20 protein-coding genes are annotated in these 24,883 nt (G+C 37.3%); 10 read left to right on the top strand and 10 right to left on the bottom strand.

All coding sequences use genetic code 11. The features are described 5' to 3' along the window. Positions 1-88: 88 nt before the first annotated feature. Complete coding sequence (locus tag E6H07_12850) at positions 89-1,282, top strand: pentapeptide repeat-containing protein (GenBank protein ID TMI63656.1); 1,194 nt, start codon at positions 89-91, stop codon at positions 1,280-1,282. A 202-nt stretch (positions 1,283-1,484) separates the two neighbouring features. After that, on the top strand, positions 1,485-2,375 hold the full coding sequence (locus E6H07_12855; GenBank protein TMI63657.1) for an FRG domain-containing protein: 891 nt from the start codon (positions 1,485-1,487) through the stop codon (positions 2,373-2,375). Positions 2,376-2,553: 178 nt separating this feature from the next. Here E6H07_12855 and E6H07_12860 read toward each other — a convergent pair whose 3' ends face one another. From E6H07_12860 to E6H07_12875, 4 genes are all read right to left on the bottom strand, one after another. Then, positions 2,554-3,324 carry an AbiV family abortive infection protein gene (locus tag E6H07_12860; GenBank protein ID TMI63658.1) on the bottom strand — a complete coding sequence of 257 codons (771 nt, stop codon included), beginning with the start codon at positions 3,322-3,324 and terminating at the stop codon, positions 2,554-2,556. Positions 3,325-3,498: 174 nt separating this feature from the next. Further along, the gene (locus tag E6H07_12865; protein ID TMI63659.1) at positions 3,499-4,014 is read right to left on the bottom strand and encodes a hypothetical protein; all 516 of its coding nucleotides are present in this window, start codon (positions 4,012-4,014) and stop codon (positions 3,499-3,501) included. Positions 4,015-4,023: 9 nt separating this feature from the next. After that, a complete protein-coding gene (locus tag E6H07_12870; protein TMI63660.1) occupies positions 4,024-4,248 on the bottom strand; it encodes a hypothetical protein in 225 nt (74 codons plus the stop codon). A gap of 21 nt (positions 4,249-4,269) precedes the next feature. Continuing rightward, positions 4,270-4,569 (bottom strand): DUF3892 domain-containing protein, encoded by a 300-nt coding sequence (locus tag E6H07_12875; protein TMI63661.1) that lies wholly within the window; start codon positions 4,567-4,569, stop codon positions 4,270-4,272. A 95-nt stretch (positions 4,570-4,664) separates the two neighbouring features. Between E6H07_12875 and E6H07_12880 the strand changes: the two genes are divergently transcribed. Further along, a complete protein-coding gene (locus tag E6H07_12880) occupies positions 4,665-5,261 on the top strand; it encodes an ArsR family transcriptional regulator (GenBank protein ID TMI63662.1) in 597 nt (198 codons plus the stop codon). Here the strand turns inward: E6H07_12880 and E6H07_12885 are convergent. The 6 genes from E6H07_12885 to E6H07_12910 all read right to left on the bottom strand — a co-directional run bounded on the left by E6H07_12885 (position 5,255) and on the right by E6H07_12910 (position 10,997). Beyond that, positions 5,255-6,031 (bottom strand): hypothetical protein, encoded by a 777-nt coding sequence (locus E6H07_12885; GenBank protein TMI63663.1) that lies wholly within the window; start codon positions 6,029-6,031, stop codon positions 5,255-5,257. The genes E6H07_12880 and E6H07_12885 overlap by 7 nt on opposite strands. Positions 6,032-6,389: 358 nt before the next feature. Beyond that, positions 6,390-6,923, bottom strand: a complete 534-nt coding sequence (locus E6H07_12890) for a hypothetical protein (GenBank protein ID TMI63664.1) — start codon at positions 6,921-6,923, stop codon at positions 6,390-6,392. Between the two features lie 34 nt (positions 6,924-6,957). Then, on the bottom strand, positions 6,958-7,890 hold the full coding sequence (locus E6H07_12895; protein ID TMI63665.1) for a hypothetical protein: 933 nt from the start codon (positions 7,888-7,890) through the stop codon (positions 6,958-6,960). Positions 7,891-8,199: 309 nt separating this feature from the next. Next, positions 8,200-9,156, bottom strand: a complete 957-nt coding sequence (locus E6H07_12900; protein TMI63666.1) for a hypothetical protein — start codon at positions 9,154-9,156, stop codon at positions 8,200-8,202. A 362-nt stretch (positions 9,157-9,518) separates the two neighbouring features. Next, positions 9,519-10,145 carry an SDR family oxidoreductase gene (locus E6H07_12905; protein TMI63667.1) on the bottom strand — a complete coding sequence of 209 codons (627 nt, stop codon included), beginning with the start codon at positions 10,143-10,145 and terminating at the stop codon, positions 9,519-9,521. Positions 10,146-10,220: 75 nt separating this feature from the next. Next, on the bottom strand, positions 10,221-10,997 hold the full coding sequence (locus tag E6H07_12910; GenBank protein ID TMI63668.1) for an AraC family transcriptional regulator: 777 nt from the start codon (positions 10,995-10,997) through the stop codon (positions 10,221-10,223). Between the two features lie 585 nt (positions 10,998-11,582). On the opposite strand from E6H07_12910, the gene E6H07_12915 reads away from it, so the two are divergent. From E6H07_12915 to E6H07_12945, 7 genes are all read left to right on the top strand, one after another. Further along, positions 11,583-14,729 (top strand): SusC/RagA family TonB-linked outer membrane protein, encoded by a 3,147-nt coding sequence (locus tag E6H07_12915; GenBank protein TMI63669.1) that lies wholly within the window; start codon positions 11,583-11,585, stop codon positions 14,727-14,729. Positions 14,730-14,766: 37 nt separating this feature from the next. Then, complete coding sequence (locus tag E6H07_12920) at positions 14,767-16,284, top strand: SusD/RagB family nutrient-binding outer membrane lipoprotein (GenBank protein TMI63670.1); 1,518 nt, start codon at positions 14,767-14,769, stop codon at positions 16,282-16,284. Positions 16,285-16,398: 114 nt separating this feature from the next. Continuing rightward, positions 16,399-18,213, top strand: a complete 1,815-nt coding sequence (locus tag E6H07_12925; GenBank protein TMI63671.1) for a hypothetical protein — start codon at positions 16,399-16,401, stop codon at positions 18,211-18,213. A gap of 6 nt (positions 18,214-18,219) precedes the next feature. Beyond that, positions 18,220-19,791, top strand: a complete 1,572-nt coding sequence (locus E6H07_12930; GenBank protein TMI63672.1) for a metallophosphoesterase family protein — start codon at positions 18,220-18,222, stop codon at positions 19,789-19,791. 83 nt (positions 19,792-19,874) lie between these two features. Further along, the gene (locus tag E6H07_12935; GenBank protein ID TMI63673.1) at positions 19,875-21,644 is read left to right on the top strand and encodes a DUF4091 domain-containing protein; all 1,770 of its coding nucleotides are present in this window, start codon (positions 19,875-19,877) and stop codon (positions 21,642-21,644) included. Positions 21,645-21,649: 5 nt separating this feature from the next. Beyond that, on the top strand, positions 21,650-23,542 hold the full coding sequence (locus E6H07_12940) for a glycoside hydrolase family 28 protein (GenBank protein TMI63674.1): 1,893 nt from the start codon (positions 21,650-21,652) through the stop codon (positions 23,540-23,542). 20 nt (positions 23,543-23,562) lie between these two features. Beyond that, a complete protein-coding gene (locus tag E6H07_12945) occupies positions 23,563-24,870 on the top strand; it encodes a metallophosphoesterase family protein (protein TMI63675.1) in 1,308 nt (435 codons plus the stop codon). Positions 24,871-24,883: the final 13 nt, after the last annotated feature.

The following is a 24,883-nucleotide window of genomic DNA, read 5'->3' on the forward strand; positions in this document are numbered from 1 at the left end:
AAATGTTATCACCAAAATTATGATACCTCAAACTGTCCAAATTCTGCCTTTTTAGAACAAGATGAAATATCATTAATATATAATACGTATGGCTAATAAGGAACATTTAGAATTATTGAAAGGCAGTTGGCAAAATTGGAACCAATGGAGAAATACAAATCCGGAAATTGTTGCTGACCTTACAGGTGCTGATCTTAGAGAATTTGACCTTGACTCTAAGGAATTCAGAAATGTTGACCTATCCAATGCCGATCTGAGTAATAAGGATCTTTCGCTTAAAGTCTTCGAGAGTTCATTACTTGCAGGTGCAAATCTTAATGACTCAAATTTTAATAATACTTTGTTTCATCTTGTTGATTTTTCTGGAGCGGATTTCAGGAATTCTAAATTGATCAGAACAACAATTGCGGAATGTGTTGGAATTGACGCAAATTTTTCTAATAGCAATCTCACTAATTCATATCTACATCAATGTGATCTTAAGGGTTCAGGATTTATAGACGCAGAGATCTTTGGTGTTCAATTTATTGGATGTTCACTTGTTTCCTGTAATTTTTCTTTTTCGAATTTGTACCAAAGCAAATTTGAACAAAATGATTGTAGTGATGCTCTTTTCAACAAAGCGAACCTTACAAGTGCGAGCTTAATTAATGTTAATGTTGAGGGAGCCTATTTTAGGAGAGCCAGGATCTTTGGATTGTCAGCCTGGGAAATTAAAGGCACTCCCGGGGATCAGTCGAATTTAATAATTACGGAGGAAGGAACACCCGTGATCACTGTCGATGATCTCCAGGTTGCACAGTTTATTTATCTTCTTCTGAATAATTCTAATGTAAAGAATGTAATTGATACAATAACCTCTAAAGCTGTCCTAATACTGGGTAGATTTACTGAAGAAAGAAAGACAATTCTTGATGCGATCTTTAAGGAACTGAGGGTAGAGGGCTACTTGCCCATCCTGTTTGATTTTAGTGGCCCGCAAAATCGTGACGTAACAGAAACAGTTTCAACTTTGGCCCATTTAGCCAAATTTGTAATTGCAGATATCACAGACGCTAAAAGCATACCACAGGAATTACAGGCTATTGTTCCCAACCTACCTTCCGTACCGGTTCAGCCAATCATTCTGGCTTCCCAATCTGAATATGGTATGTTTGAGCATTTTAAACGTTATCCATGGGTCTTACCTACATTCAAGTATAAAGACGTCGACGACGCAGTGATCTCGATCTCAACAATTCTTTTGCCTCAAATTAATTTGAAGCTTAATGAACTTAAGTAAGATCTTTATAAATGCAGAATTTGTCAATTTCATAATTTCAATCAGCAAGGAGAAGATTATCGCCTTACACTGAATCCCTTTGTTTACAAAATAGGTCAGTGGTGAAAAAGCACAAAAAATATCAGTAGATATTTATGTGGATTTCCGCAGAATAATTGTGGCAATCTTGTTTCCACGACCTTTGCTTTTCAAATCAAAAAATATGACTAAGGAACAAGCAATCGAAAAAGCCAAACAGGAAGTAATAGGTGGTATTGATCTAGTTACAACGGTGGATGAAGGTGAGAGCTTTCACCAAACTCTTATTAAATTAAAAATAAAATTAGCCGAAGATTATGGCTGGGATATGATGCCGCATTATCGGGGTGAACAAAACTTTGGATGGGATATTCGATGTGGCATCTTTCGTCCTCCTTTATCCGTTCCTGATGTAAAGACAGGAAAAGATATTGAAAGAAAAGCAGTGGGTATCTTTGAATCTGCCGTGAAAAACAAATGGGGAAAGGACGTTTTTAGGAACTTGTTTAATCACGAGAAGCATGGCAAGGAATGGGATTTGTTATTTCAGGCGCAACATGCAGGAATCAAAACCAGCCTGACTGATTGGTCTGCTGAAATGATTACTGCACTCTATTTTGCGACCGAAGAATCAACCGATAAAAATATTGAGAAAGCTGATGGTCAGATTTGGACAATGATGATACCGACTGAATGGATACTGGGTCATAATACCTGGCCTGTCCGCGAAACATTTTATGATCTGGATCCTTTCGACTTAAAACAACCTTATCTGATTAATGTTTCATCATATCTTGATGATATGGATAAAAGAATTTATGAAAAACGGATGTATCGGCAAAAAGGGCGTTTCATTATTACAGAAGCTGATCGATGTGATGTCCCCTTAAATAATCGAGATGAATTTAAGCATCTTATTCACCGGCTGCGAATCCCAAGCGAATTTAAGAAACCCATTCGGGAAGAGCTTGCAGAAAGAGGAATAACGACTGAGTATATTTATATAGAACAAAGTGAGGAGAGGTATAAACTGATTTCCGAGACTAACGCAAGCTTGTTCAATGGGTTTATGTAATTGCTGCTATTTGTAAATTGAGATATGATTGAATCCAGAAGGCCTTACATTGAAATGGAACAGTCGCACGATTCAGGTCAATGAATTTGATCAACGACAGAGCAGGGGGTGACCTTCATTTAATGGTTTCAGACAGGCTAACTTCCACAGATAAAGTCTTATCGGTATCATCAATAGTTTACATATCTTTTCCAATTTGTGCTTCTATAAACTCAAACGGCGATTGCTTGCTTTCTGACAACTTTTTTAATCCGTTGGTAATTTTTAAATAGTGATTTTTTGCTCGAAATTCTGTTTTCATTTTTTGCAGTTGGTCCCTGATTTCACTGCTGTCAGATTCAAATCCCGCAATAATCGCTTTTCCTATAGATCTTACTTTTTTCAATCGTTTGAAAACCTCTTTGAACTCGTCTTCAGTTACATTTAAAGGCGTTTTCAGAAAATCCTTGTAGTCACAATAAAATCCTTCCTGGCGGAAAAGATCAGCTCCTTTGAACCACCGGAACTCTCTCATAATTTCCACTAGCTTTCTCCGAAAATAATAGCCAAATTTCTTCTCAAAGTAATTGTCATCTTCCTTGAATGCTGAATGGAGCGTCCTAATTTCCTCTGGATTCTCTTTTACCCGAAGGAGAAACCTCTTCATTTCTTCCCCAAAGAGATTCATGACTGCCATTACAAAAGCAATCACATAACGGATCTGATGGTTCTTGAAAAAAATGCTGACTCCTTTTGTTGTTCGAAAATGAAAACCATGACTGTCGAAAAATATCAGTAGAGACTTAACATATTCTTCGATACTTATAATCATCAACGATGTAGCATTCCCATACTTACCTGTAGCTGCGAGCTCGAGAGCCGCCTGCCACTCTGATTCCGCGGTGGCAAATATTTGTTGGTAAGCTTCAGAACACTCGGCTTTTGTCAAGGATGAAAATTTCTTTGCCATACTAGCTATCAGTTTTATAACTCATTATTTGACCAACCCTTCTGAATAAATCAAAATTACTTCCCCTTTCTAATTTTTATCTTTCTTTTTCGTGGGTGCTTAACTTTTCTTTGCTTTTGCGGCAGTAGTAAATTGCCCAGTGCTTGAACTGCGGTAACGAGTTATTGTTTTTGATTAAGCGTCTATATTTTCAAAATATTTTTGTTGGAGGTAATATAATAGACAGGGGGCACTTTTAGTATGATACTTTTCGGAGAATAAGGAGGCCAACTCTCCATCTAATTCTTCCCACTCAAGGCTTTTGTCCTTTCTCTTTATCCGGAAAAATTCTTCAATTGTATGATAAGTGTTCTCACTATTGATCGTATAAATTTTCCATCCCAAGCCTTCAAGCAGCTTTGTCTTGCGCTCAATCAATAATTCTGGAGAATTTTTGTAGACGATTTCAATCCCAACCATTTTGAAGGGATTAGCAAAATGCAGATACTGATCATCACTGACAGGGAAAATCGGATAGAGCTGCAATCCTATGAATCGGATATCATGATATGTGCGCTTTTCCACAGCATTTAATTTTTGGTTCCAATCATCAATGTGATAGGACAAAATGAAACGACCACTATTCACTGCTTCATACCAGGAAGCACTGTAATTTTTTCTCAGCTCTGCTATGTCAAACCTTGTATCCAAAAGCAATTTTTATTTCTTACCGAGATCGCTGTGTATAAGATCATTCAGCGAAGCGATATTATTTTTATCCAGGAAAGCACCAAGATCCATATCAGATCTTACGCCGAAATCACGATTATATTTTTCTTCTATCGTGCCCATATGTGTGTCATCGCGCTTATCACGCAATTGACCATCTTGGTTTCTGCTACGGTCTCCTTTCATACCTTCTGCATCATTTTTAGAATATTTCATAGTATTTATTATTAAGAATTATTAATTGCTTTTGCATTCGGGAAGCTTGAGTAGGTTATCAGTTGTTACGTTATCGGCATAGGTCTTTACATATTTTGTTCCTTTGTCAGAAACGGCTCCACGAAGATTGGCTTTGTTTCCATTATTGTCTTTCACGTAGGCAACCCCTTTATCGTTAACTATCCAGTCATACATTTCTAACCGAGAAGTGCTACCAGTCTTACCAGTTTCTTCATTAATCCAACTGAGACTGGTGATCGCTACAAACGGGTTTTCGTGGTTACCATTATCTTTTTTAATGCAGGTAATTTTGATTGGCATATAAAAATATTTTAGCAAATATAGAACGATTATTAGAACGATATATAACTTTAGAACGATTTTTTTAACTTCGTTATCTTTGTATAAATCCTTCTATGGCAAAACTTCATCCCAAACAGATCGCATTACTCAAAGTTTTGCGAAGATCAATAGATAACCCTATGTCTGTTAGCGAATTACAAGAAGAGCTTGGAATGTCCTCCAAAAGTGTTGTGCAGCACCATATCCAACAATTGGAGAAAAAAGGCTATCTGAAGCGCAACCCATCAAACCCAAGAGATTACCAAATTCTGGGTGATCCCGAAAAACCGGTATCTTATCTGAACCTATATGGTCTTGCACAATGTGGACCCGGAGGACAGTTTTTAGATGGTAATCCTCTTGAGCGTATACCCCTTGCAATCAAGCTATTAAAATTTCCAGCAACAGAAGCTTTTTTGATTGAAGCAGAAGGTGATTCGATGCAACCGAATATCAAAGACGGAGATCTTGTCATTTTTCAAATGAAAAACGTTGCGGAAAATGGCGATACTATTTTGTGCATTAGCGGTGAAAAAGCATTTATCAAGAAGTATCAAAAACAAGGAAAAATAACTATGCTGTTATCTACAAATCCAAACTTTAATGCTTTTATTCCTGAAAATGATTTTTGTATTAAAGGTATTATGAGAGGTGTAATTCGATATCAATGATCAAATTGATATAGCTTGTCAAATGTTTCACTGAATTTTTTGGCTGCTTCCTTATCCATTCGCAGTATCAAAGATTTTGCAAGTGACTCAATTCTTACCTGATTGAAATGGTATAACTCACGATCTATAGCTTCATACAAAGCTTTTAAGAATTTATTCGGCGAGTTCTTCACTCTCCCGTAAAATTTTTCAATGCTTTCATAGCTAAGCGCTCCGTTATCTTTAAACTCTGGTATCGATTGTAATTCTTTACAGGATAGTTCTGTATGCTTTGCCTTGTTATTCACTTTTTGCAATTGGATTATTTCCGCATACCCATCAAGTGTATCTGGACGAATACCTTTTGATTTTAGAAAGGCCACCAAACTATTCCATTTATAAAAATCTTTAGTATTGATCTCTGGATACGCTTCGCTGATTAATTTCTTGATATAGATTTCCAAATGCTTCCATGCATAAATTACCTTCATTTCCATCAGCACGATCATTTCTTCCGTTCGGTAAACTGTATCAAGGGCATAACTATTGAACTCTCCGGAAAGATCCATATCCCTTTCGTGTGCCTCTCTTTCCATTCGTTTCCATTTCTCCGGTTCATTTTGCCTGATGCTTTCGAGCTGGCTATACGCTTCACATGATTTTTCGATTTCTGTTTCCAATCGCATTATGGCTTCGTCTGCAATGTAATCAAACCGGTTATTGGCTTCATGTGAAAGGCTGAAAAAAGCAAATTGATTCATCTCTCTTTGTTCCTGTAGTGAGTTATTCATTTTAAGACCTTTAGGCACAAAGCTCGGATAGATTCGTTACATCATACAACAACTTTCTGAGGTTATCAATAAGTTGTGGAACTATGGATTTTGGTAGAGAAAAAGAAAGCATTTCGCTAAATGGATACAAAAAAGCCCGCCTATTGGCGGGCTTTCACATTATTATTTTGCTTTGACTAAATGTCTTGTTTTTGAATGGACTACTTTAGCCATTTGTTTTGGGCTTACGAATCTTGCCTTTGATTGGTAAGCTTTAAAGTATTGGCTAGTAAGCTCCATGTCCTTTTTTACCTGGGCTTTGGATGCCTTAGTTTGAACCCCAAGGATCCCAATTTCGTCCAATGGGTAATATTGTTTTTTAACCTTCATTAAAGAAATCTTGGTAGTACGAATTTACTAATTTTTTTGCAGATTCCCCCATAATTCCCATGCGATCTCCGAATAAAACTACAGCCCCTAAAGTATCGATATAGTGTTGTTTTAACTTAGTTTTTGCTGTGAAAGCCACATTACCATCAAAGCCCATTTCAAAGCTCATTTTGCAGGCAAACGATACAAGATTACCTGGCACACCGATATATTCTTTTTCCTTGCCATAGTTATGCGGAGCGGATTCAATCAGGTGCATCTCGATGTAATTATCCCTTGGTTCAAGACATAAAAGTCCGTGTATGTTCGTATCACCCGCAAGCGTCAGTTTATATGTATGGCGACCTTCTTCTTTGTACTCCTTTTTCCAGTTAAAATACCAGCCATTCTTCTTTAGCACCGTCCTTATTTCCTCAGCTGATACTAAAACTATACTAGTCGCATGACTCTTTCCAGTGGTCCTTTTCTCCACGCTGTTGGTAAGTTTGTCAATGAGTATCCTGGTAGCTTTTCCTTTTATCATATCATTCATTTGAAGGCCCGAACTAATATTTAGATTAATTCAGCTTGTGAAATTCCTTTAAATGCAAAGAAAATGTATCGACAATTTTTTCATCAATAGTGGTTGAATATCCCAACTTTGGATATATATAAGTCTCGTAGGAATTCATCCAATTATCATACGCTGCTTTTTCACCAGTATCGCTGATTTCAGAAATCAGAAGGGTCTCGTAACTATCATTTTTCATAGATATGCCTTCTGCTGTAAATCGTATTGATCGGCCAATAAAGTGAATAGTCTGAGGGATCAGCCAATTGGTACTTGTTTCAGGAATGCTAAAAGTAGGATGGAAATAAAAATGAATCTCTTGCGGAGTGCTTTTGTTGTTGATGAATGCCGGCCAGGCACTGATTGCAAAATAGGACGTGTTTCCGATCGTACATTTTACGCCATTCTTGTAGCGGTGCAATTGATTGATGATTTTGCTGGTTAGGTTCATCCGTTTCAATCGAAGTGCAGGGCTTTCGTATAAGCCATTGATGAGGTCTACCACGTTTTCAATAATAATCTTTCCGTTCGGACCCGATACGGTATGTTGTGTTGGATGCGCCAGCATATTTCTGATCTCCCGTATGCGGTGCAGAAAGTCCTTATTATAAACTTCAAAATAATTTGCTTTTTTTAATAGTGCCATTAAACTTTTCAAAGATCTTTTTCCCCAATCATCAGAAAATTGATTTTTGTATCGAACCTTTAACGCCATCTCCAGTGTAAGGAGGCTTTTTAAAACAGCGACATCATAAAACTTGTAAACGTAATAACTGTGTTCGAGAAGTTTACCAATGACTTTAAAGTTTTCTCGTACATCTTTATGTACTGATGGTTTTAGATACAAGTCTGGAATAAATTCCTTTGCAAATTTATTAGGGTTGGCTGAAAAGTTGGTAAATACTGTCCAGGTTTCATCCAGTTCGGGATATTCGTTCATGATGCAAAATTACGGGCCCACTCACTATTATAGCAGTGCTTTTAATCCTTCGTTATCTCCCCAATCCTCTCCGCCACCACCTCCAACAACCCCCTTTTTACCTTCTTCCCTGCAATCAAATCTTCAAACCTCATCATCACTCACCAGTTGCATTTTTCATCATGTTCGAAAGTCATAATCGTTACCTCGATCTCCACCGATCTACAATGATTTGACGGTTTTCCCCGGTAGAGTCAGAATATGGTTATTTTGATAGGGATTTTAAATTGGTAGCAGAGATTTTTTCAAACAGGTAATATTGGTTTGCCTTTACTGATAGTGAACATAGGTCATACGTTTATCAGAAATGATACGGTCATACCTCTTAAGAAAAATTTCAAACTTCTCTTTTTGTTGATTATACGTGTCGGCCCATTTGGAAATAGCCAGCGCTACACAATCCAGAAGGTCTTTGAATTTAAAATACTTTCCTTCATCATTTTGTTGAGCATAATCTTTTACTGCATCATAAAACATCAATCGCTCCACTGAGTTTGCTACTACTTTTCGCGAATCAAGATTGGTCATGTGAAGAATCGAATTACGGAATTCCCAAAGTTCTTCTGTGGTGATATTCATTTTGCCAAGATCAGCATATTGCTGCAACCATCGCTTAAAATTGCCAGGCACATCTCCGTATTCAAGAAAGGCCATTGTATCGATGGAAATCATCATAAGTTTCATCGCAGAGACATTATGTTTCGCATTATATAGAATACGTATTGCATCAAAAAAGTCGTCATTGATGAGCTGATCAAAATGAAATCCTTTTTCATCGATATAGCCGGAGTACCATTCCTTTTGTTTATCCACTTTAATAAATTTTGGAAAAGGCGCGACAGTTTGTTTTAAATCCTCTCTTCCCTCGATAAAAATCTTTCCGTCACGAACGGGAGTAATGACAACCAATAGTGGATCGGGATCACTGAAGAGCATGTCAAGTTTTTCGAAAATCATCAAAGCATATCCTTGATGCGTGAAATCCCGATAGGTAACAAAATCAATTCCTTTGTAAGTTTTTCCTTTGTCTAAAAGTGTGAACTGATCTGGGAGTTCCGTTTTAATGGCGTTTGGGAAATCCGTTTCAACATGATCCTGAAGAAATTTAATTTTTTGTTCATCAGTCCCAACAACCATGTGGGCTACGCCGCCCACTTCAGTAATAACACCTAAGGTCACATAGAAAAATAAGTTGAAGACTTTCTCAGGCTGGTTTACGTTAATCATGTTAAAAACATAGGGGTTTAAATGCAAATGTAGTAACCTCTTTCACTTCAGTTCAACCGAAATCATATTTTGCAGGTGGAATGTTCGACACTGTGTAAACTATTGCAAGATGCCAGAAAACCCACATGCACTATATTTCAACTACGACGGCACTATGAACTATGGTGCAGGTAATCCGGGTGGAGTGGGTTATGTCATAAGAAGCTCTACGGAATATTGATGATTTTGTCAATGGAATTTACCAGGTTTCTCCAATGACTATATAATTGTTTAGGGCCATATACTGAAATCGTAGTGTAACAGGTAGCTACATGATTCTGTATTGCATTTTCAAACAGCGTATTTAACGTCTCCCCGATATTTTAATTAGAAATGCTAACGGCTTGTTTTAAATATTCTTTCGAAGTAATTCGCTGAAGCATAAAATCAGCAACATCAGCCCTCGAAATTTTCAAACTGAGTTTTTTGAAATTACCGTCAAAGCCTATTTTATAATTTCGTGTAATTTGCCCATCGGTGAAAGCGCTTGGGCGAACAATTGTGTAGTCCAGATTGCTGTCAAATACGTATTGTTCCTGCAATTGATGATCTTTAAAAGCTTTTTTCAGCAATAGCCCAAACATAATGTGTTTCCATACAAAATTGAGGTTTCCACGGCTTTCCCCTAATCCTAAAGTTGTTTGGCAAATCAATCTTTTGATGTGATGTTTTTGCATGGATTCAATGATATTTCTTGTCCCGGTTCCTCTTACGGTGCCTTTGTTCCCGTCACCAATGGTACAAAGAACCACATCATGATTTAAAACAGCACTTTCCACATCTGTTTTATTTAAAATGTCACCTTTTACAACAGAAAGGTTGGCTGATGAAAATGCGATTAATTTTTCAGGACTCCGGGTAAAGGCTGTCACCCTGTGCCCTTCATCTAATGTTTGTTTAATTATTTGTTTGCCAACACTTCCAGTGGCTCCAAAAAGAATAATATTCATAGTAAATGTTTTAATGATACAAATTTCATCATCTGTTAAATGAAAAAATAGAAGGAAAGCGACAGTTGTAGTAGACTATTTTTTGGTAAATGCCTTGGGCGTTTTGCCAGTATAGGCTTTGAATATCTTTATAAAATGAGATTGGTCAGCAAAACCATTTTCATAAACAATGTCGGTAAGCTTGATAAAGTCTTTGGCTATAACCTGCTCGAGTGAAGATTGAAATTGAATGATTTTTGCAAATTGCTTGGCCGGGAGCCCTGTTTCGTTCAGGAATCTTCTTTCAAGCGTTCTTATATTTAAGTTGGTTTTTTTCGCGATGTTGCGAATATTTATTTTTCCTTTTGCGACTATAATAATTTCGATAATGTGCTTGATCTTAAAATCCAGGTTTTGTTTTTTAGATAAAAATAATTGATAAAGCAGGGCAGAGATGTTCTCAATTTTTTGGTTGATGTCTGGCTGTGATAAAAGCGATTGATTAAGATCAGCGACATCAATGGTTTGCAATTGCAGCAGATCGTAACAATCGTCGTTAATACTTTGCGGAGTAATGTTGAAAATATTCTTTAAAACAAAAGGGTAGAGTTGGAAAACGATAAGTTGATAATAACCTGTAATTTCCAATTCGATGGGTCGAATTGTTTGTCCATAAAGAAATAAGACAGGCATTTTTTTCTTGTGCGGGTTCACGGTCAATCCATTTTCGGTTTGCTGAAACATCAGTCCGGGGTATCCATCAGCAAAAAAAGGCAGGTTTGTTTTTAGGTTTTTTTCGCCACCTTCGAACACCCAAATATTTTTCACAAAAAGTGAAATATTTTTGTTGGGTTGTATAATTTGAAAATCCATTATTGTTGGATTTCTCGGTTTATTGAGTTAAAAATTGTTGCTAATTCGAAACTTATAGTGCATTCTTGTTTCAAATTTAATTCATTCTATGATGATGCTGTCCTATAAGGCAGGATGACTTTTTATTGTCATCCATTCGGCGGCGGGCGGGCAACGCACGCGGAAAACAAATGTAGTGATACCTTTGTCTTCTGAATCTTGAGACTAATTTTTTTCCGCTTCAATCTTGAATTTTTAAGAACTCCGCGAACAAGGAATTCCTAAAGGAAGAAATTTTAAACAGGCAATAATTTTCCACCGAGTGTGTCCGGGACATAATAATTATACTTTTTATTCATTACTCTTTGCAGGCATCATGTTAATGATAAATTGTTTTATTAATGCCGATCAACCTTGGGCAGGAAAAAATTTGTCAATTAATAAATTAATATTGATGACTTAATAATGTCTTAATACACCAATGAATTTTTTTTTATATAAAATTCCGGGATAAAAGGTCATGGTTAAAAAAGTATATAAAATAGATGAATAAGCAGATATTTGAGTTCAAAAGCATGGCTACATTTAATTCATAAAATTTTTCTAATGAGATTGAAATCAACCAACCTAACATTGTTTTTGGTCTTTTTTGTTTTATTATGTCCTGCTGCAGCACAAACGCAGGGGACCACCACGATACGTGGAACCGTCACCGATCAAGCCGGGAAACCTTTACCTGGTGTAACGGTAAATGTGAAAGGGACTAAAACCAACACATTGACAGATGGTAAAGGGGACTATAGTATCATAACGAATAACAAAAAAACAATTCTTGTTTTTTCTTTCGTGGGATTGGCAACGCAAGAGTTGTCAGTAGGCAACCAGGTATTAATAAATACAAGCCTGTTGCCTGAAACTAAAGAAATGGAAGGTGTTATTGTTACTGCATTGAACATTAAACGAAATCCTAAAAGCCTTGGTTATTCAGTTACTCAACTTGACGGTTCCAAAATAAATACGGTTCAAACGCCAAGTCTTATTAGTGCTTTGTCAGGAAAAGTTGCAGGGGTTGATGTAGGTAACATTGCCAATGGGATAGCAGGTACAAAAAGAGTAGTTATTCGCGGCGCCACTTCATTGACTGGCGATAATAATCCATTATGGGTAGTAGATGGAGTTCAAATAAATTCGAGTAGCCTTGGTGGCCTGGCATCTAACGCTCCTGAAGGTGGAATTGATTATGGAGATGGCCTTACGGGAATTAATCCTGATGACATTGAAAGTATAAGTGTATTAAAAGGGAATGCTGCCGCTGCCCTATATGGTGCAAGGGCATCTAATGGAGTAATAATTGTCACGACCAAAAGTGGTAAATCTGCAAAGGGGAAAATGAATCTTGATTTTAGCACTTCCTTATTGGTTGATAAGCTCGTTGATCAAACAGATTTCCAAAATGTATATGGACAGAGCTCAATAAACCAGGCGAACGGACGTGAACTACCGACAAGTGCTGATAATGCAAAAGGGTCTGATAGTTGGGGACATATTATGGATGGGACACCAGCACCTCAATTTGATGGCGTAGTAAGACCATTCAGCCCGGCAAAAGATATCTATAAACGCTTTTTCAAAACAGGAAGCACTATTACTAATACACTATCATTATATGGGAGTAACAATAATAATGATTTTCGGATATCATTATCAGATCTGAGGAATACTGATATCACGCCAAATGCAGACTTCAGGCGGACCAGCATAAACACAAAGACGCATTCAAGATTTGGCAATCTGGATGTTGATCTTGTAATTAATTACAATTATGAAAAATCTCATAACAGACCTTTTATCGGTGGTAACCATGACAATTCGCTTTATTCATTATTGTATCTTCCCAACACCATCGATTTAGATCCTTTAAAACCGGGCTATGATTCCTTCGGCCGTGAATACCTTTATACACAAGGTGTTTCAAATCCTTATTATATAGTAAATAAAGAGAAACAAGAGGATTCAAAAAACAGGCTTATTGGATCTCTAATGCTTAAATATGATATTACAAAATGGTTGTATGTACGAGGAAGGTTGAACCGCGATTATTATTTATCTAAAAGGTTACAATACATTCCTGATGGGAATGCTTCTTCAAGTTTTCCGTATAATTCTCCCAGCAATATAGGAGGTCTTCTAAATCAACGTTCTGTTGAAAGTTCAGTAATGGATTATGAATTTATAGTTGGAATAAATCCTTTAAATAAAGGTAAATTCAGTGTTAACGCATTTTTCGGTGGTAATAGTAACACCCGGGCAAATTCTCAATTAATTGAATCGGGTAATACTTTTGTTGTCCCGAATGTTTACACTTTTAATAATTTAAAAACCAAATTGCCGTCGACAAGCGAAAGCAGACGCAAAACAAATTCGCTTTTCGGAAGCATGGAATTGTCATACAATAAATATTTGTTTTTGACCCTAACCGGCAGAAACGATTGGTTTTCTACTCTGCCAATTGATAATAATGATTTATTCTATCCTGCTGCTTCTTTATCTTTTGTATTATCAGATGCGTTTAATTTACCATCAGCAATATCTTTTGCTAAGTTACGAGCATCTACCGCGCAGGTAAGTGGAGATACCGATCCTTATCAGCTTGATCTGAGTTATTCACTTGATCCTTTATTGTATAACAGCACCATCCCTCTTCAACTGATCGGCACGAGCAACATACCGAATAAAAAACTAAAACCACTTTTGTCTACTGATTATGAAGTTGGCCTGGAGATGGATTTCTTTAAAGGCAGACTTGGATTTGACTTTGCTTACTACAACCGCCAAATAAAAGATGATATTGTGAGAACAGCAGTATCAAGCGGTACAGGTTACAGTACGGCGATCTTTAATGTTGGCAAGCTTAAAAACAGCGGGATAGAAATTTTATTGAAAGCAACTCCAATAAAAACAAGGGATTTTACATGGGATCTGACGGCTACTTTTTCAAAGAACAACAATGTGGTTGTCGCTTTGGGTGATGGTGTAGCGGGAACTCCTATCCAATTAGCTACATCAAAAAGTGGAAACGGTTTTGTACAGTTAACAGAAGGGGAAAGATATGGAGGTATATATGGATTTAGCTATACAAGAGATTCTGCTTCAGGTCAAAAAATTTATGATACAAGAGGTTTTCCTGTCGTGAATTCCAAAGCTAAATTTTTAGGCAACAGTACCTACGATAAGTTATTCGGATTTAGCAACACGCTCACTTATAAAAAACTTTCATTGTATATTTTTGTTGATGCAAAATTCGGCGCTGATATATATTCTGAAACCAACGCAACTGCATATAAGAATGGAAAACATATGAATACTTTATTTGGTAGAGAGGAAGGATTTGTTGCGCCAGGTTTAAACCAAACAGGTGGGAAGAATACAGTAATGGTGATGCCAGATAATCTAAGTTCTTATTACAATCAGATCGGAACTATTACCGAAGAGTTTATGTATGATGCAAGCTTTGTAAAGTTACGTGAAGCTGCTTTAACGTACAGATTTTCCAAAGGGTTAGATAAAATTGGACTTATTAATCCCACGATCGCATTGGTGGCAAGAAACCTATGGACAATATATAAAGACAAGGATTTAGAAAATGTTGATCCCGAAAGTAACATTGCCAGTAATAACCAGCAGGGCATTGAACGGATGGGCTATCCCAGCACAATGAGCGTTGGTCTTACTATTAAATTTACCTTAAAATAATTACGACATTTTTTTTACAATATTTAAAATCAAAATCATGAAAAGAAATTACAAAAAATACTTTCTAATTCTGGTAGTTGTTATTTCCGCGAGCTTCTCTTCTTGTGAAAAGGGGTTTGAGGGTATTAATACCAGCGTTGATTTTGTATCAACTCCCACACTGGAGTATGTACTGCCATTTGTTGAGCTTACAATGGTTGACAGGAATTATTATACACAAACGTATTATGCGGCAGCCTATGCCGGCCAGATAAATACAAATGTTTCCTTTCCTTCTATCACTGCTTATAAGGAAACAGAAATGTCTGAGCATTGGGTATGGATATATAGAAATCCCCTTAAAAATATCGTTGATTTTATTGAACGTTGCCAGGATGATCCGGATAAGATAAATTATCTAAGCATCGGACGCATTTTAAGAGTTTATTTGCTCCATTCAGTTACTGATAGTTATGGCGATATCCCATATTTTGAGGCGATCAAAGGCTATTCAGCAGGAATAACAACACCGAAATATGATCCTCAGCAAGCAATATACGGGGACATGTTTAAAGAATTGACAGAGGCGGCAGCGGCTCTTACTGCTTCTAAAACAACTCCTGGTACCGCCGATATTGTTTATAATGGAGATATTGTAAAATGGAAAAAATTTGCAAATAGTCTTATGTTGAGATTGGCATTGAGGATTGTAAAAGCTGATCCTGTTAATTCAAAGAAATATATTGAACAGGCCATAGCAGGTGGACTTATGACCAGTACAGCTGATAACTTTGTTGTAAATTATACCACACAAGTTGCTGGTACAGGCACAACCTCTAACGGAACGGCACATACATGGATAAGTTCAAGTTATATTACTACCTACAGGCTTGCGCAACCATTTGTTGATTCACTAAAACTCAAAAACGATCCACGTACTCCTATATATTGTATGAGGGAGAAATTGCCCTTAACCTCATACCAGGAAGGAAGTCATGACCCGGCTGTTCAAAGAGGTCGTGATCAATTTGTTCAGTCAGTGCAAAGAGACAGCGCCTCTGTTGCCAATATAAGAACCTTTGGAAGGTACGCTGCTCCATTTATTCACCTAAGCTATCCACAAGTTCAGTTTCAACTTGCTGAAGCTGTTGTCAGGAATATCATACCCGGTGATGCTAAAACTTATTATGAAAACGGCGTTAAGGCGGCCATGAGTGAGTTATCAATTTTAGGAACTGATGGATGGAATCCTGGTGCAATAACTGTGGCTCAACAAAATGCTTACCTGACTGCCAATCCTTATGATCCGGCAAATGCGTTAAGACAGATCAATACTCAATACTGGATAGAAACATTTCCTAATTATTATGAAGCATGGGCTAATATGCGCAGAACCGGTTTTCCGGACACTTATAGTCAATTGAATCTTAGCTTAAGCGGTAATTTAGGAGCTCAACTTCCAAGAAGACTTTTTTATCCACGAGCAGAATATGCTGCCAATGCTAATATTAATGAAGCAGTCTCCAGGCAAGGCCCGGATTTAACAAGCACCCGTGTATGGTGGGACAAACCATAAGTTTTTTGCGAAGTACAATTGTTGTAATATTAAGTAGTCTATTAAAGAAGGGTTATAAAATGGACTACTTTTTTTGCAATTGATTTTGTTCGATATATTTAATTAAATTAATCTATTTTACAATTGCATTTTTGGCATAAAGCACGCCTGTTTTCTTTCAAAGCGATCATTGGCTTTTTATTTCTTGTACTTCTTTTTAAAGTTTCTATAGCTCAGCAAATCCCAACAGGAAAATTTCCAGTAACACATCTTCGTTTTAATGAGGATACCAGTAAACTTCAATTTGCCATTATTTCCGACATCTGGGGAGGTAACAGACCGGGTGTGTTTGAAGATGCTATAGAAAAACTAGAATTGCTGCAACCACAGTTTGTAATATCTGTTGGTGACCTGATTGATGGGAAAACGTATGATCCAAAGTTGATCAAAAGACAGTGGGATGAATTTGATGCGGCGATAAAACCACTTGAAATGCCATTCTTTTACGTCCCGGGCAATCACGATATCGGCAATGCAATAATGGAAGCTGAGTGGAGAAAAAGAATGGGCTCACCTTATTATCATTTTGTCTACAAGAATGTTTTATTCTTATGCATTAATACAGAAGATGGAGGTAAAGGAGGAATTAAGGATGAACAGGTATCCTATTTTAAAAAAGTAATTACAGAAAATACAAATGTAAGATGGACTTTCTTGTTCATGCATCGTCCTGTTTGGCAGGGAAATGGTGATAAACAGGAAGGGTATGAAAACATAGAGCGATTATTAAGTGGGCGTAATTACTTTTTATTTTCAGGTCATCATCATACTTATTTATCTGTAACTAAGAATGGAAATAAGCATTTTGTACTTGGTAGTACGGGAGGCGGAAGCGATTTAAGGGGAGAGAAGTTTGGCGAATTTGATCACATTACATTAGTGACATTAACTCGCGGAGAACCTAAAGTTGTAAATTTGAAACTAGACGGTATCATTAAAGAAGATATAGTTAACGAGCAAACACATCCGATTACAGAAACTTTAATTGAACAAAACTGGTTCGTACCGATTGCATTTGTTGCAGATCATCAAATGGAAAAATCTATTGGTGCGGAAATTGCATTTAAGAATCCAACAAACTATCCACTGGAGATAACTGGTGATTGGGGTATTATTGACAGCAATTATCAAATCATTCCTAAAGAAATTAAAGTAACAATTCCTCCACAGACTGAAATGATCCAAAAAATAAATATTTTAAAAAAGGACAACTCAACTATTGATCTCGCAACATTGCCTTTTCTTGATATATCTCTTACAGGAAAATACATATATAATAAAACAATTTACTCAATCGCGGCCTCTAAAAAATTACTGTTTAGCTGGAAACTTATTCCTCCTGCAAAAGAAAATGAAACTAACAATCCATACCTGTATCATGATAGGGATACGTCAGGAATGATATATTTAAAGGATCCTGAATATCTAAGCGGCCCCTGGTATTGGTCAGGTGCAGCTGATGGATTGATGCGATTTAAGATGGTGAAGGAGGATAATTTTTTATATGTATTAGCAATAGTGAATGATGATCAATGGGTCAATGACAAGGACCCTGCTAAAGATATTTTGTATTTGCACCTGGAAGATCCAAACAGAGTTAAGCATGTGATAAGCTTGTCGCCCTGGGATGATAAATTCAGTATCGATGGAAAAGGGAGTATAAGGGCCAATGACATTGGTTTTAGAAAGTTCTTTACTGATGACCTGCTAATGATGGAATTTAAAATCCCGATTGAAAAAGTTTTAAAGAATGATAATACTCTCCGCATGAATATTGGTTTTCGGGATCAGGACAATACTCCTGAGAAATGGGTTTCCACTTTGTTTTGGAAACCTTTGTGGGGAAGTAAATTTGATTATAAAAATTCCGGAACTTTTATTTTAAAATAGTGCTCTATGAAAAAGCTAAGTTTTATATTCTTTTTGTTTTTTACCAATGTATTATTTTCACAAACCACAACCGACCGCAGAGATGCAGATAGGTACGGATACAGGCCGGAGCTGGTAAGAGGTCCCTATTTACAAGTAGCTACGCCAAATAGTATTATTGTTCGCTGGAGAACAAATGAACTTGATGTGAGTTTTGTTCGGTTTGGAACATCGCCGGGAAAATTGGACCAGATGGCTGGCAATGATTACCGTACTCGTGAACATATTATAACTCTTACTGGTCTTCAGCCGCAAACAAAGTATTACTATTTAATAGAGGGTTTTAAAGATACATTGCAAGGAGATGAGAATAATTATTTTACAACATTACCAGTTAAAGGAAATGAAGGTAAATACAGGATCGGAGTTTTTGGTGATTGCGGTACTAATATTTCAAATCAAACTGATACAAGAGATCAGGTTGAAAAATATTTGGGAAACGATCCACTAACAGCCTGGATCCTTCTTGGCGATGATGCGTATTCCTGGGGCACTGATAAAGATTTCCAGGAAGGTTTTTTTGAACCATATAAAAATAGCTTTTTAAAAAAATCCCCTTTATATCCTGCTCCGGGCAATCATGATTATCGTGATGAACCTTATGCATCGGAAATAGCGCAGCGTTCTGGTGAGATTGACTATTACAAAGTTTTTACAATGCCAACCAAAGGAGAAGCAGGTGGTTTATCTTCTCATACATCTGCGTACTACTCTTTTGATATTGGAAATGTTCATTTTCTTTCGTTGGATTCACAAGGGTCAGAAGAATATGGTCGTAGACTTTTTGATACGACAAGCAGCCAGGTTCGATGGGTAAAAAAAGACCTGGAAGAAAACAGGAATAAAGGATGGGTAGTTGTTTACTGGCATCATCCTCCGTATTCAATGGGTTCCCATAATTCTGACACAGAAACTCAAATGAGGAAGATAAGAGAGAATTTTATTACGATCCTTGAACGATATGGTGTTGATCTTATATTATGCGGGCACAGTCATGCTTATGAACGTTCAAAATTGATGCAGGGCCATTATGGACTTGAAGCAACTTTTTCACCTGAGAAACATTTGCTAAGTAATTCATCAGGATATTATGATGGGTCAGAAAATTCTTGTCCATATATCAAGGATGCATCCGGTAAAGGAACTGTGTATGTAGTGAGCGGATCATCCGGAAGAGTAGATTATGGCCAGCGTTCATTTCCACATGATGCGATGCCATTTGCGGACACACTAAATGGAGGTGCTTGTATTCTTGAAGTAGAAAGTAACAGGCTTGATCTGAAATGGATCTGTGCCGACGGAAAAATTAGAGATCATTTTACGATGATGAAGGATGTGAATAGAAAATCAATAATAAAAATAAAGAAAGGACAAACTGCCACTTTGAAAGCATCCTGGCTTGGTGAGTATAATTGGCAGGGTGCAAATGGAAAGACTCGTTTAGTTGAGGTAAAACCTTCCGCTGGAATTACAACTTATACAGTGCATGATCCTAATGGATGCGTGCAGGATACATTCGAGGTTCAGGTAATAAAGTAATACGCAAAAAAGTATAGGCATTTAACAGATAAGCAGAATTTAATAGTCCCCGCGATTCTTATTTTTAGTGATATTAAAAGATCATGTTAAAACAAATTATTATTGCCATTTTATTTCTTCAGGCATTTGCTTTGTCGGCACAGGACCTTAGTTACAGCAAACCAGGCGCAGAATACTATACCGAGTTACCCAATCCTGTTGTCACGAATAAATCAGCATGGAATAAAATGACCAGCGATGTAGCAGTGAGCTATGCCAGCGACAATGTTAAATATCCTAAAGAAAAAATCCCTGCTATTCCTTTGCAGACAACCTGGTCTACTACAGCCTGGAAGGGCGAGAAGGTGCATACACAATTTTTAGTATGGAGTAAAAAAGATATACCGGCTGTAAGTTTCCAATTGACAGACCTTATTTCTACAACAGGGAAAAAAATACCTGCAACAAATATCAAAGCATCTTTTGTGCGTTATACGATGGCAGACAATTTTGTTGATGGTTGTTCACAAAAAGCCACATCCAGGTATGATTCATTCCTTGCTGCTGATCCTATAGATATAGTTTCTACTCTGGCAGTTGCTGCTAATACTGTTCAGCCTGTATGGTTAAATGTTGAGGTGGCGGGAAATACCGATGCAGGAAAATATACCGGTACCATTACAGTTAATGCAAATAAAAAATATGTGCTGAAAATAAATTTAGATGTGGTTGAACATGTTTTGCCGCCACCTTCGGAGTGGAAATTTGATTTTGATATATGGCAATATCCTGCCCCAATAGCCCGGATGCATAATGTACCTCTGTGGAGTGAAGAACATTTTAAATTGATGAGGGAGTATTTTACTTACCTCGCTAATGCAGGACAAAAAGTGATCACAGCCAATATCATTGAACAGCCATGGGGTCTTGATCACGTACATTTTGATGATCCGACTCTTATAAAATGGATCAAAAAAAGAGATGGCAGCTGGCAGTACGACTTTAGTCTATTTGACCGCTACATCAGCTTTATGATGGAATGCGGGATCACGCAACGGATCAATTGTTATACAATGATCACATGGGATCTTGGTTTTATTTATTTTGATGAATTTTCCGGGAAAAATAAAACAGATACATTAAAACCAGGTGCTGCAAATTATACTGCTTTCTGGAAACCAATGATCGAAAAATTTACAGCACATCTTAAACAAAAAGGCTGGTTTTCCAAAACAGCTATCGCCGTTGATGAACGACCTCTTGAAAGTATGCAGGCAATTATTGCTTTATTAAAATCAGTTGACCCCTCCTGGAAAGTTGCCTTAGCAGGAGACACTTATCACCCGGAGATTGAAAATGATATTTATGATTATTGTCTTGCTTCTTATCTTGACTTTGGTGATGATGCATTGAAACGAAGAAAGGCTGAAGGAAAGCCAACTACTTTTTATACTGCATGTGTCGAAGAGTATCCGAATAGTTATACCGCTTCTCCTCCGGCAGAAAACACTTTTCTTGCGTGGTATGCGTCCGCAAAAGGATTAACCGGATACTTGTTCTGGGCATATAATACATGGGTATCCGATCCATTACATGACAGCCGTTGGCGGCGTTATCCTGCCGGTGAGCTATTCCAATTTTATCCCGGGCCACGAACTTCTATACGATTTGAAAAACTAAGAGAAGGCATACAGGACTTTGAAAAGATCAGGATACTGAGAGAGAAGTTCACAAAAGAAGGGAAAAAGGAAAGTTTGAAAAAACTAAACGATGTGTTGAGCAAATTTCAATTGGCTAAATTAAAAACCATACCAGCTGCAAAAATACTGAATGAAGGAAAAGCAGTGCTGCGGGAATTAAGCAAGGTCAAATAACCAGTATGAGAAGAATTTTTGTGTTAGCAATTTTTTGTTTTGCATTTTACCAGGGTATCAAAGCGCAATACAATGTAAGAACCTTTGGTGCGAAAGGAGATGGCATTGCTATGGACACCCGTGCTATTCAAAAAGCAATTGATAAAGCTTATGAAAACAAAGGCGGGGTAGTGGAGGTATCTGCAGGAACTTATAAGATCGGAACTCTTTTTCTTAAAGATAATGTTGAATTGCATTTGCAACATGGGACAACATTATTGGGAAGTGCAGACTATAAAGATTACGCAGTTGTAAAACAACAAATGCCTTCAAGGACAAGAGACCTTTATGCAAAGTACTTTATGATATTTGCCGAAGGTGCCAATAATATTGCTATCACAGGGTCAGGTGTCATTCATGGAAACGGTTTGAAACATTTCCAGGAGGAAAGGCCACAGAATTTAAGGCCTTACATGATAAGGTTAGTGAGTTGTAATAATGTAACGGTGAAAGGAGTCAAGTTATTAGAAGCCGCTAACTGGACCTTTCACCTGTTGAATTGTAAAGATGTTACTATTGATGGCATAGTGATCGAGAACAGGGGGGAAGGAAACCGGGATGGATTAGATATAGATGCTTGTGAACGAGTTACTGTTACTAATTCCAGGTTCTCTACCACAGATGATGCCATCGTGATGAAAGCAACAAATGATACATTGTGCCGGGACATAAGCATTTCTAATTGCCTGTTCAGGGAAATTGGCGGCTCTGCCATCAAAACAGGAACAGAATCCAATGGCGGGTTTAAAAACATTACCGTAAGTAACTGTGTTATCAAAGACATTGATCATCATGCGGGTATTGAGTTAATGACAGTGGATGGAGGGATGATGCAAAATATTTTATTTGACAATATCACAATGGATAATGTAGCGACACCTTTCTTTATCAGGTTAGGTATTCGCTTGAGACCTTATAAACCGGGGCAATATGTAAACCGTATTGATGAGGTAAGAGATATCCAGCTAAATAATATTTCTGTTGTCAATGCCAAACTGCCTTCCAGCATTATTGGGTTACATAGCAAAAAGATCAGCAATATTACTGTTACGAACTATACAGTTAGAAATGCAGTAGCGCAAGAAGCTGTTGCTTATAACCAGGTGCCTTTCCAGGAATTTGATTATCCTGCTGCATCCATGTTTGAGAACCTGCCTGCTTATGCATTGTATTGCAGGAGTGTTGAGAATCTCTATTTACAAAATGTAAGTATGTATGCAGCTGACGGCGAAAAAAGACCGGCTATTACAATGGATCGTACAGAGCATGTTTCTTTATTTTCTGTTAAGGCCGAAACAAAAAGCAAATCTTCACCTATGATCCACTTGCGTAATGCGGAGGATATAACGATAGCTCAAAGCAGGTCTTTTGACGTGAGCGATGTGCTGGTAGAAACGGAAGAAAATACGGTCAAAGCTTTACGGATGTCGAACAACCTGTTACTCCCTTCTCAATTGGAACAGAAAGCAGTTACAGCACTTAATGATCCTTCTGTGTTCGAAGATTTTGAAACAACAATTAAATATGAAGTAGAAAAAGGAAATTTAGTAAAAAATATGACGGCGCATGATCTTTCCGTTCCTTTTCCTGTGACATTGAAGATGACAAAAAAAGGATCATTGCAGTTATGTTTATTAATGCTGAATGAATCTACCACTCCGCAAAAAGTAATTGTGAAGTACGATGGTATTACTCAGGAATTCCTGGTCAACTGGAAAGACTGGGGATGGGCACCAATTACTTTGTTAAAACAATATGATAAAGATCTGCAAGTGAAGTTTGAGATAAGCGCTGCCAATGCAGGATTAAAGATCAGCAAAGCTTATATAAGATACCAGGATATTGGATTTACTGATTAATACAACTCAAAAAAATAATAATGCGAAATAAGATATTGATCGTAAAAATAATTTGTTTAGTCTTTTTTTCTTTTGGTGCATCTTCCCAAGTTACCAGGCAGCCCTATCTCCAGATAGCAACACCAAATAGCATGATTATCCGCTGGCAAACAGGTACTGGAGTAATTGGGGAAATATATTACGGATATTCTGCCTCAGCATTAACAAAAAGTATCAAAGAGTCAGAAGACGAAAGAATATATCACGAAGTAAAGATGACAGGGCTTATACCCAATACAAAATATTATTATTCGGTCGAGAGTTCTTCGAAAGGGGCCGAAGATCAATATTTCATTACCCCACCTGACAAAGGAACGGAGATTCCTGTACGAATATGGGTGATTTCTGATTTTGGTCAAACTAATTCCCGTGATAATGAAAGAAGACTTGAAACTGTTGCTCAATGGAAATCATTCAATAATAACGATTACAATGCAAGTTTTATTCTATCACTGGGTGATCAGACCGAAGATGATGCATTGTATCAGATACAACATAATTATTTCAGTCAACTGGAAAATGTTCTGAAAAATTCACCGCTTTATACTACAGTAGGTAACCATGATGATCACGATAGTTTATATAACTATCTTAGAACATTTACTCTTCCGACAAATGCAGAAGCCGGTGGTATGGCAAGCCATACAGAAGAATACTACTCATTTGATTATTCAAATATTCATGTAGTCGTTCTGTCCACAGAAATTTACGAGGGTAAGAAATATAAAGCACAGCTAGCATGGCTGAAAAAAGACCTCGCTGCCAATAAGCAGAAATGGTTGATTGCGTGTATGCATCAGCCATTTCATAGCGGCGGTTATCACCCTACAGATGACAACGGGTCGGCCCAGAAGAGAAGAAAAGATTGGTTGACTGTTCTTGAAGATAACGGAATTGATCTTGTTTTGCAGGGCCATAATCATGTTTACGAACGATCTTATCTGGTGGATAACCTGATTGGCAAAGCATCAACAATAACTCGCGCCAATAAAATAGATACCGGGTTCGGCCGGCCTGATAAAGAAGGACCATACCGCAAATCGGTTGTTAGCAAAGCACACAAGGGGACGATATTTATTTCCTGTACAGGAGGTGGTGTTGCAAACGCAATTAAACACTATCCAAAGCCATTCAATATTTTCCCTATCGCATTTCCGGGATCAGATTTTGAAGGATCCCTTGTTATTGATGTTAAAGGCAATCAAATGGACGTAAAATTTATATGTGATGAAAAAAATAAAGAGGGAAGTCACATTTGGGACTATTTTACGATCATAAAAGGCAATTAAGATACGGGCTCCT

The sequence above is a fragment of the Bacteroidota bacterium genome (assembly GCA_005882315.1).
Lineage (GTDB): Bacteria > Bacteroidota > Bacteroidia > Chitinophagales > Chitinophagaceae > VBAR01.

Excerpts from the sequence above, each read along its gene's own strand:
- E6H07_12880 (TMI63662.1), top strand. The coding sequence starts at position 4,665 with ATGGCAAAACTTCATCCCAAACAGATCGCATTACTCAAAGTTTTGCGA.
- E6H07_12910 (TMI63668.1), bottom strand. The coding sequence starts at position 10,997 with ATGGATTTTCAAATTATACAACCCAACAAAAATATTTCACTTTTTGTG.
- E6H07_12875 (TMI63661.1), bottom strand. The coding sequence starts at position 4,569 with ATGCCAATCAAAATTACCTGCATTAAAAAAGATAATGGTAACCACGAA.
- E6H07_12895 (TMI63665.1), bottom strand. The coding sequence starts at position 7,890 with ATGAACGAATATCCCGAACTGGATGAAACCTGGACAGTATTTACCAAC.
- E6H07_12905 (TMI63667.1), bottom strand. The coding sequence starts at position 10,145 with ATGAATATTATTCTTTTTGGAGCCACTGGAAGTGTTGGCAAACAAATA.
- E6H07_12850 (TMI63656.1), top strand. The coding sequence starts at position 89 with ATGGCTAATAAGGAACATTTAGAATTATTGAAAGGCAGTTGGCAAAAT.
- E6H07_12890 (TMI63664.1), bottom strand. The coding sequence starts at position 6,923 with ATGATAAAAGGAAAAGCTACCAGGATACTCATTGACAAACTTACCAAC.
- E6H07_12855 (TMI63657.1), top strand. The coding sequence starts at position 1,485 with ATGACTAAGGAACAAGCAATCGAAAAAGCCAAACAGGAAGTAATAGGT.
- E6H07_12870 (TMI63660.1), bottom strand. The coding sequence starts at position 4,248 with ATGAAATATTCTAAAAATGATGCAGAAGGTATGAAAGGAGACCGTAGC.
- E6H07_12930 (TMI63672.1), top strand. The coding sequence starts at position 18,220 with ATGAAAAAGCTAAGTTTTATATTCTTTTTGTTTTTTACCAATGTATTA.
- E6H07_12920 (TMI63670.1), top strand. The coding sequence starts at position 14,767 with ATGAAAAGAAATTACAAAAAATACTTTCTAATTCTGGTAGTTGTTATT.
- E6H07_12885 (TMI63663.1), bottom strand. The coding sequence starts at position 6,031 with ATGAATAACTCACTACAGGAACAAAGAGAGATGAATCAATTTGCTTTT.
- E6H07_12915 (TMI63669.1), top strand. The coding sequence starts at position 11,583 with ATGAGATTGAAATCAACCAACCTAACATTGTTTTTGGTCTTTTTTGTT.
- E6H07_12945 (TMI63675.1), top strand. The coding sequence starts at position 23,563 with ATGCGAAATAAGATATTGATCGTAAAAATAATTTGTTTAGTCTTTTTT.
- E6H07_12860 (TMI63658.1), bottom strand. The coding sequence starts at position 3,324 with ATGGCAAAGAAATTTTCATCCTTGACAAAAGCCGAGTGTTCTGAAGCT.
- E6H07_12900 (TMI63666.1), bottom strand. The coding sequence starts at position 9,156 with ATGATTAACGTAAACCAGCCTGAGAAAGTCTTCAACTTATTTTTCTAT.
- E6H07_12940 (TMI63674.1), top strand. The coding sequence starts at position 21,650 with ATGAGAAGAATTTTTGTGTTAGCAATTTTTTGTTTTGCATTTTACCAG.
- E6H07_12935 (TMI63673.1), top strand. The coding sequence starts at position 19,875 with ATGTTAAAACAAATTATTATTGCCATTTTATTTCTTCAGGCATTTGCT.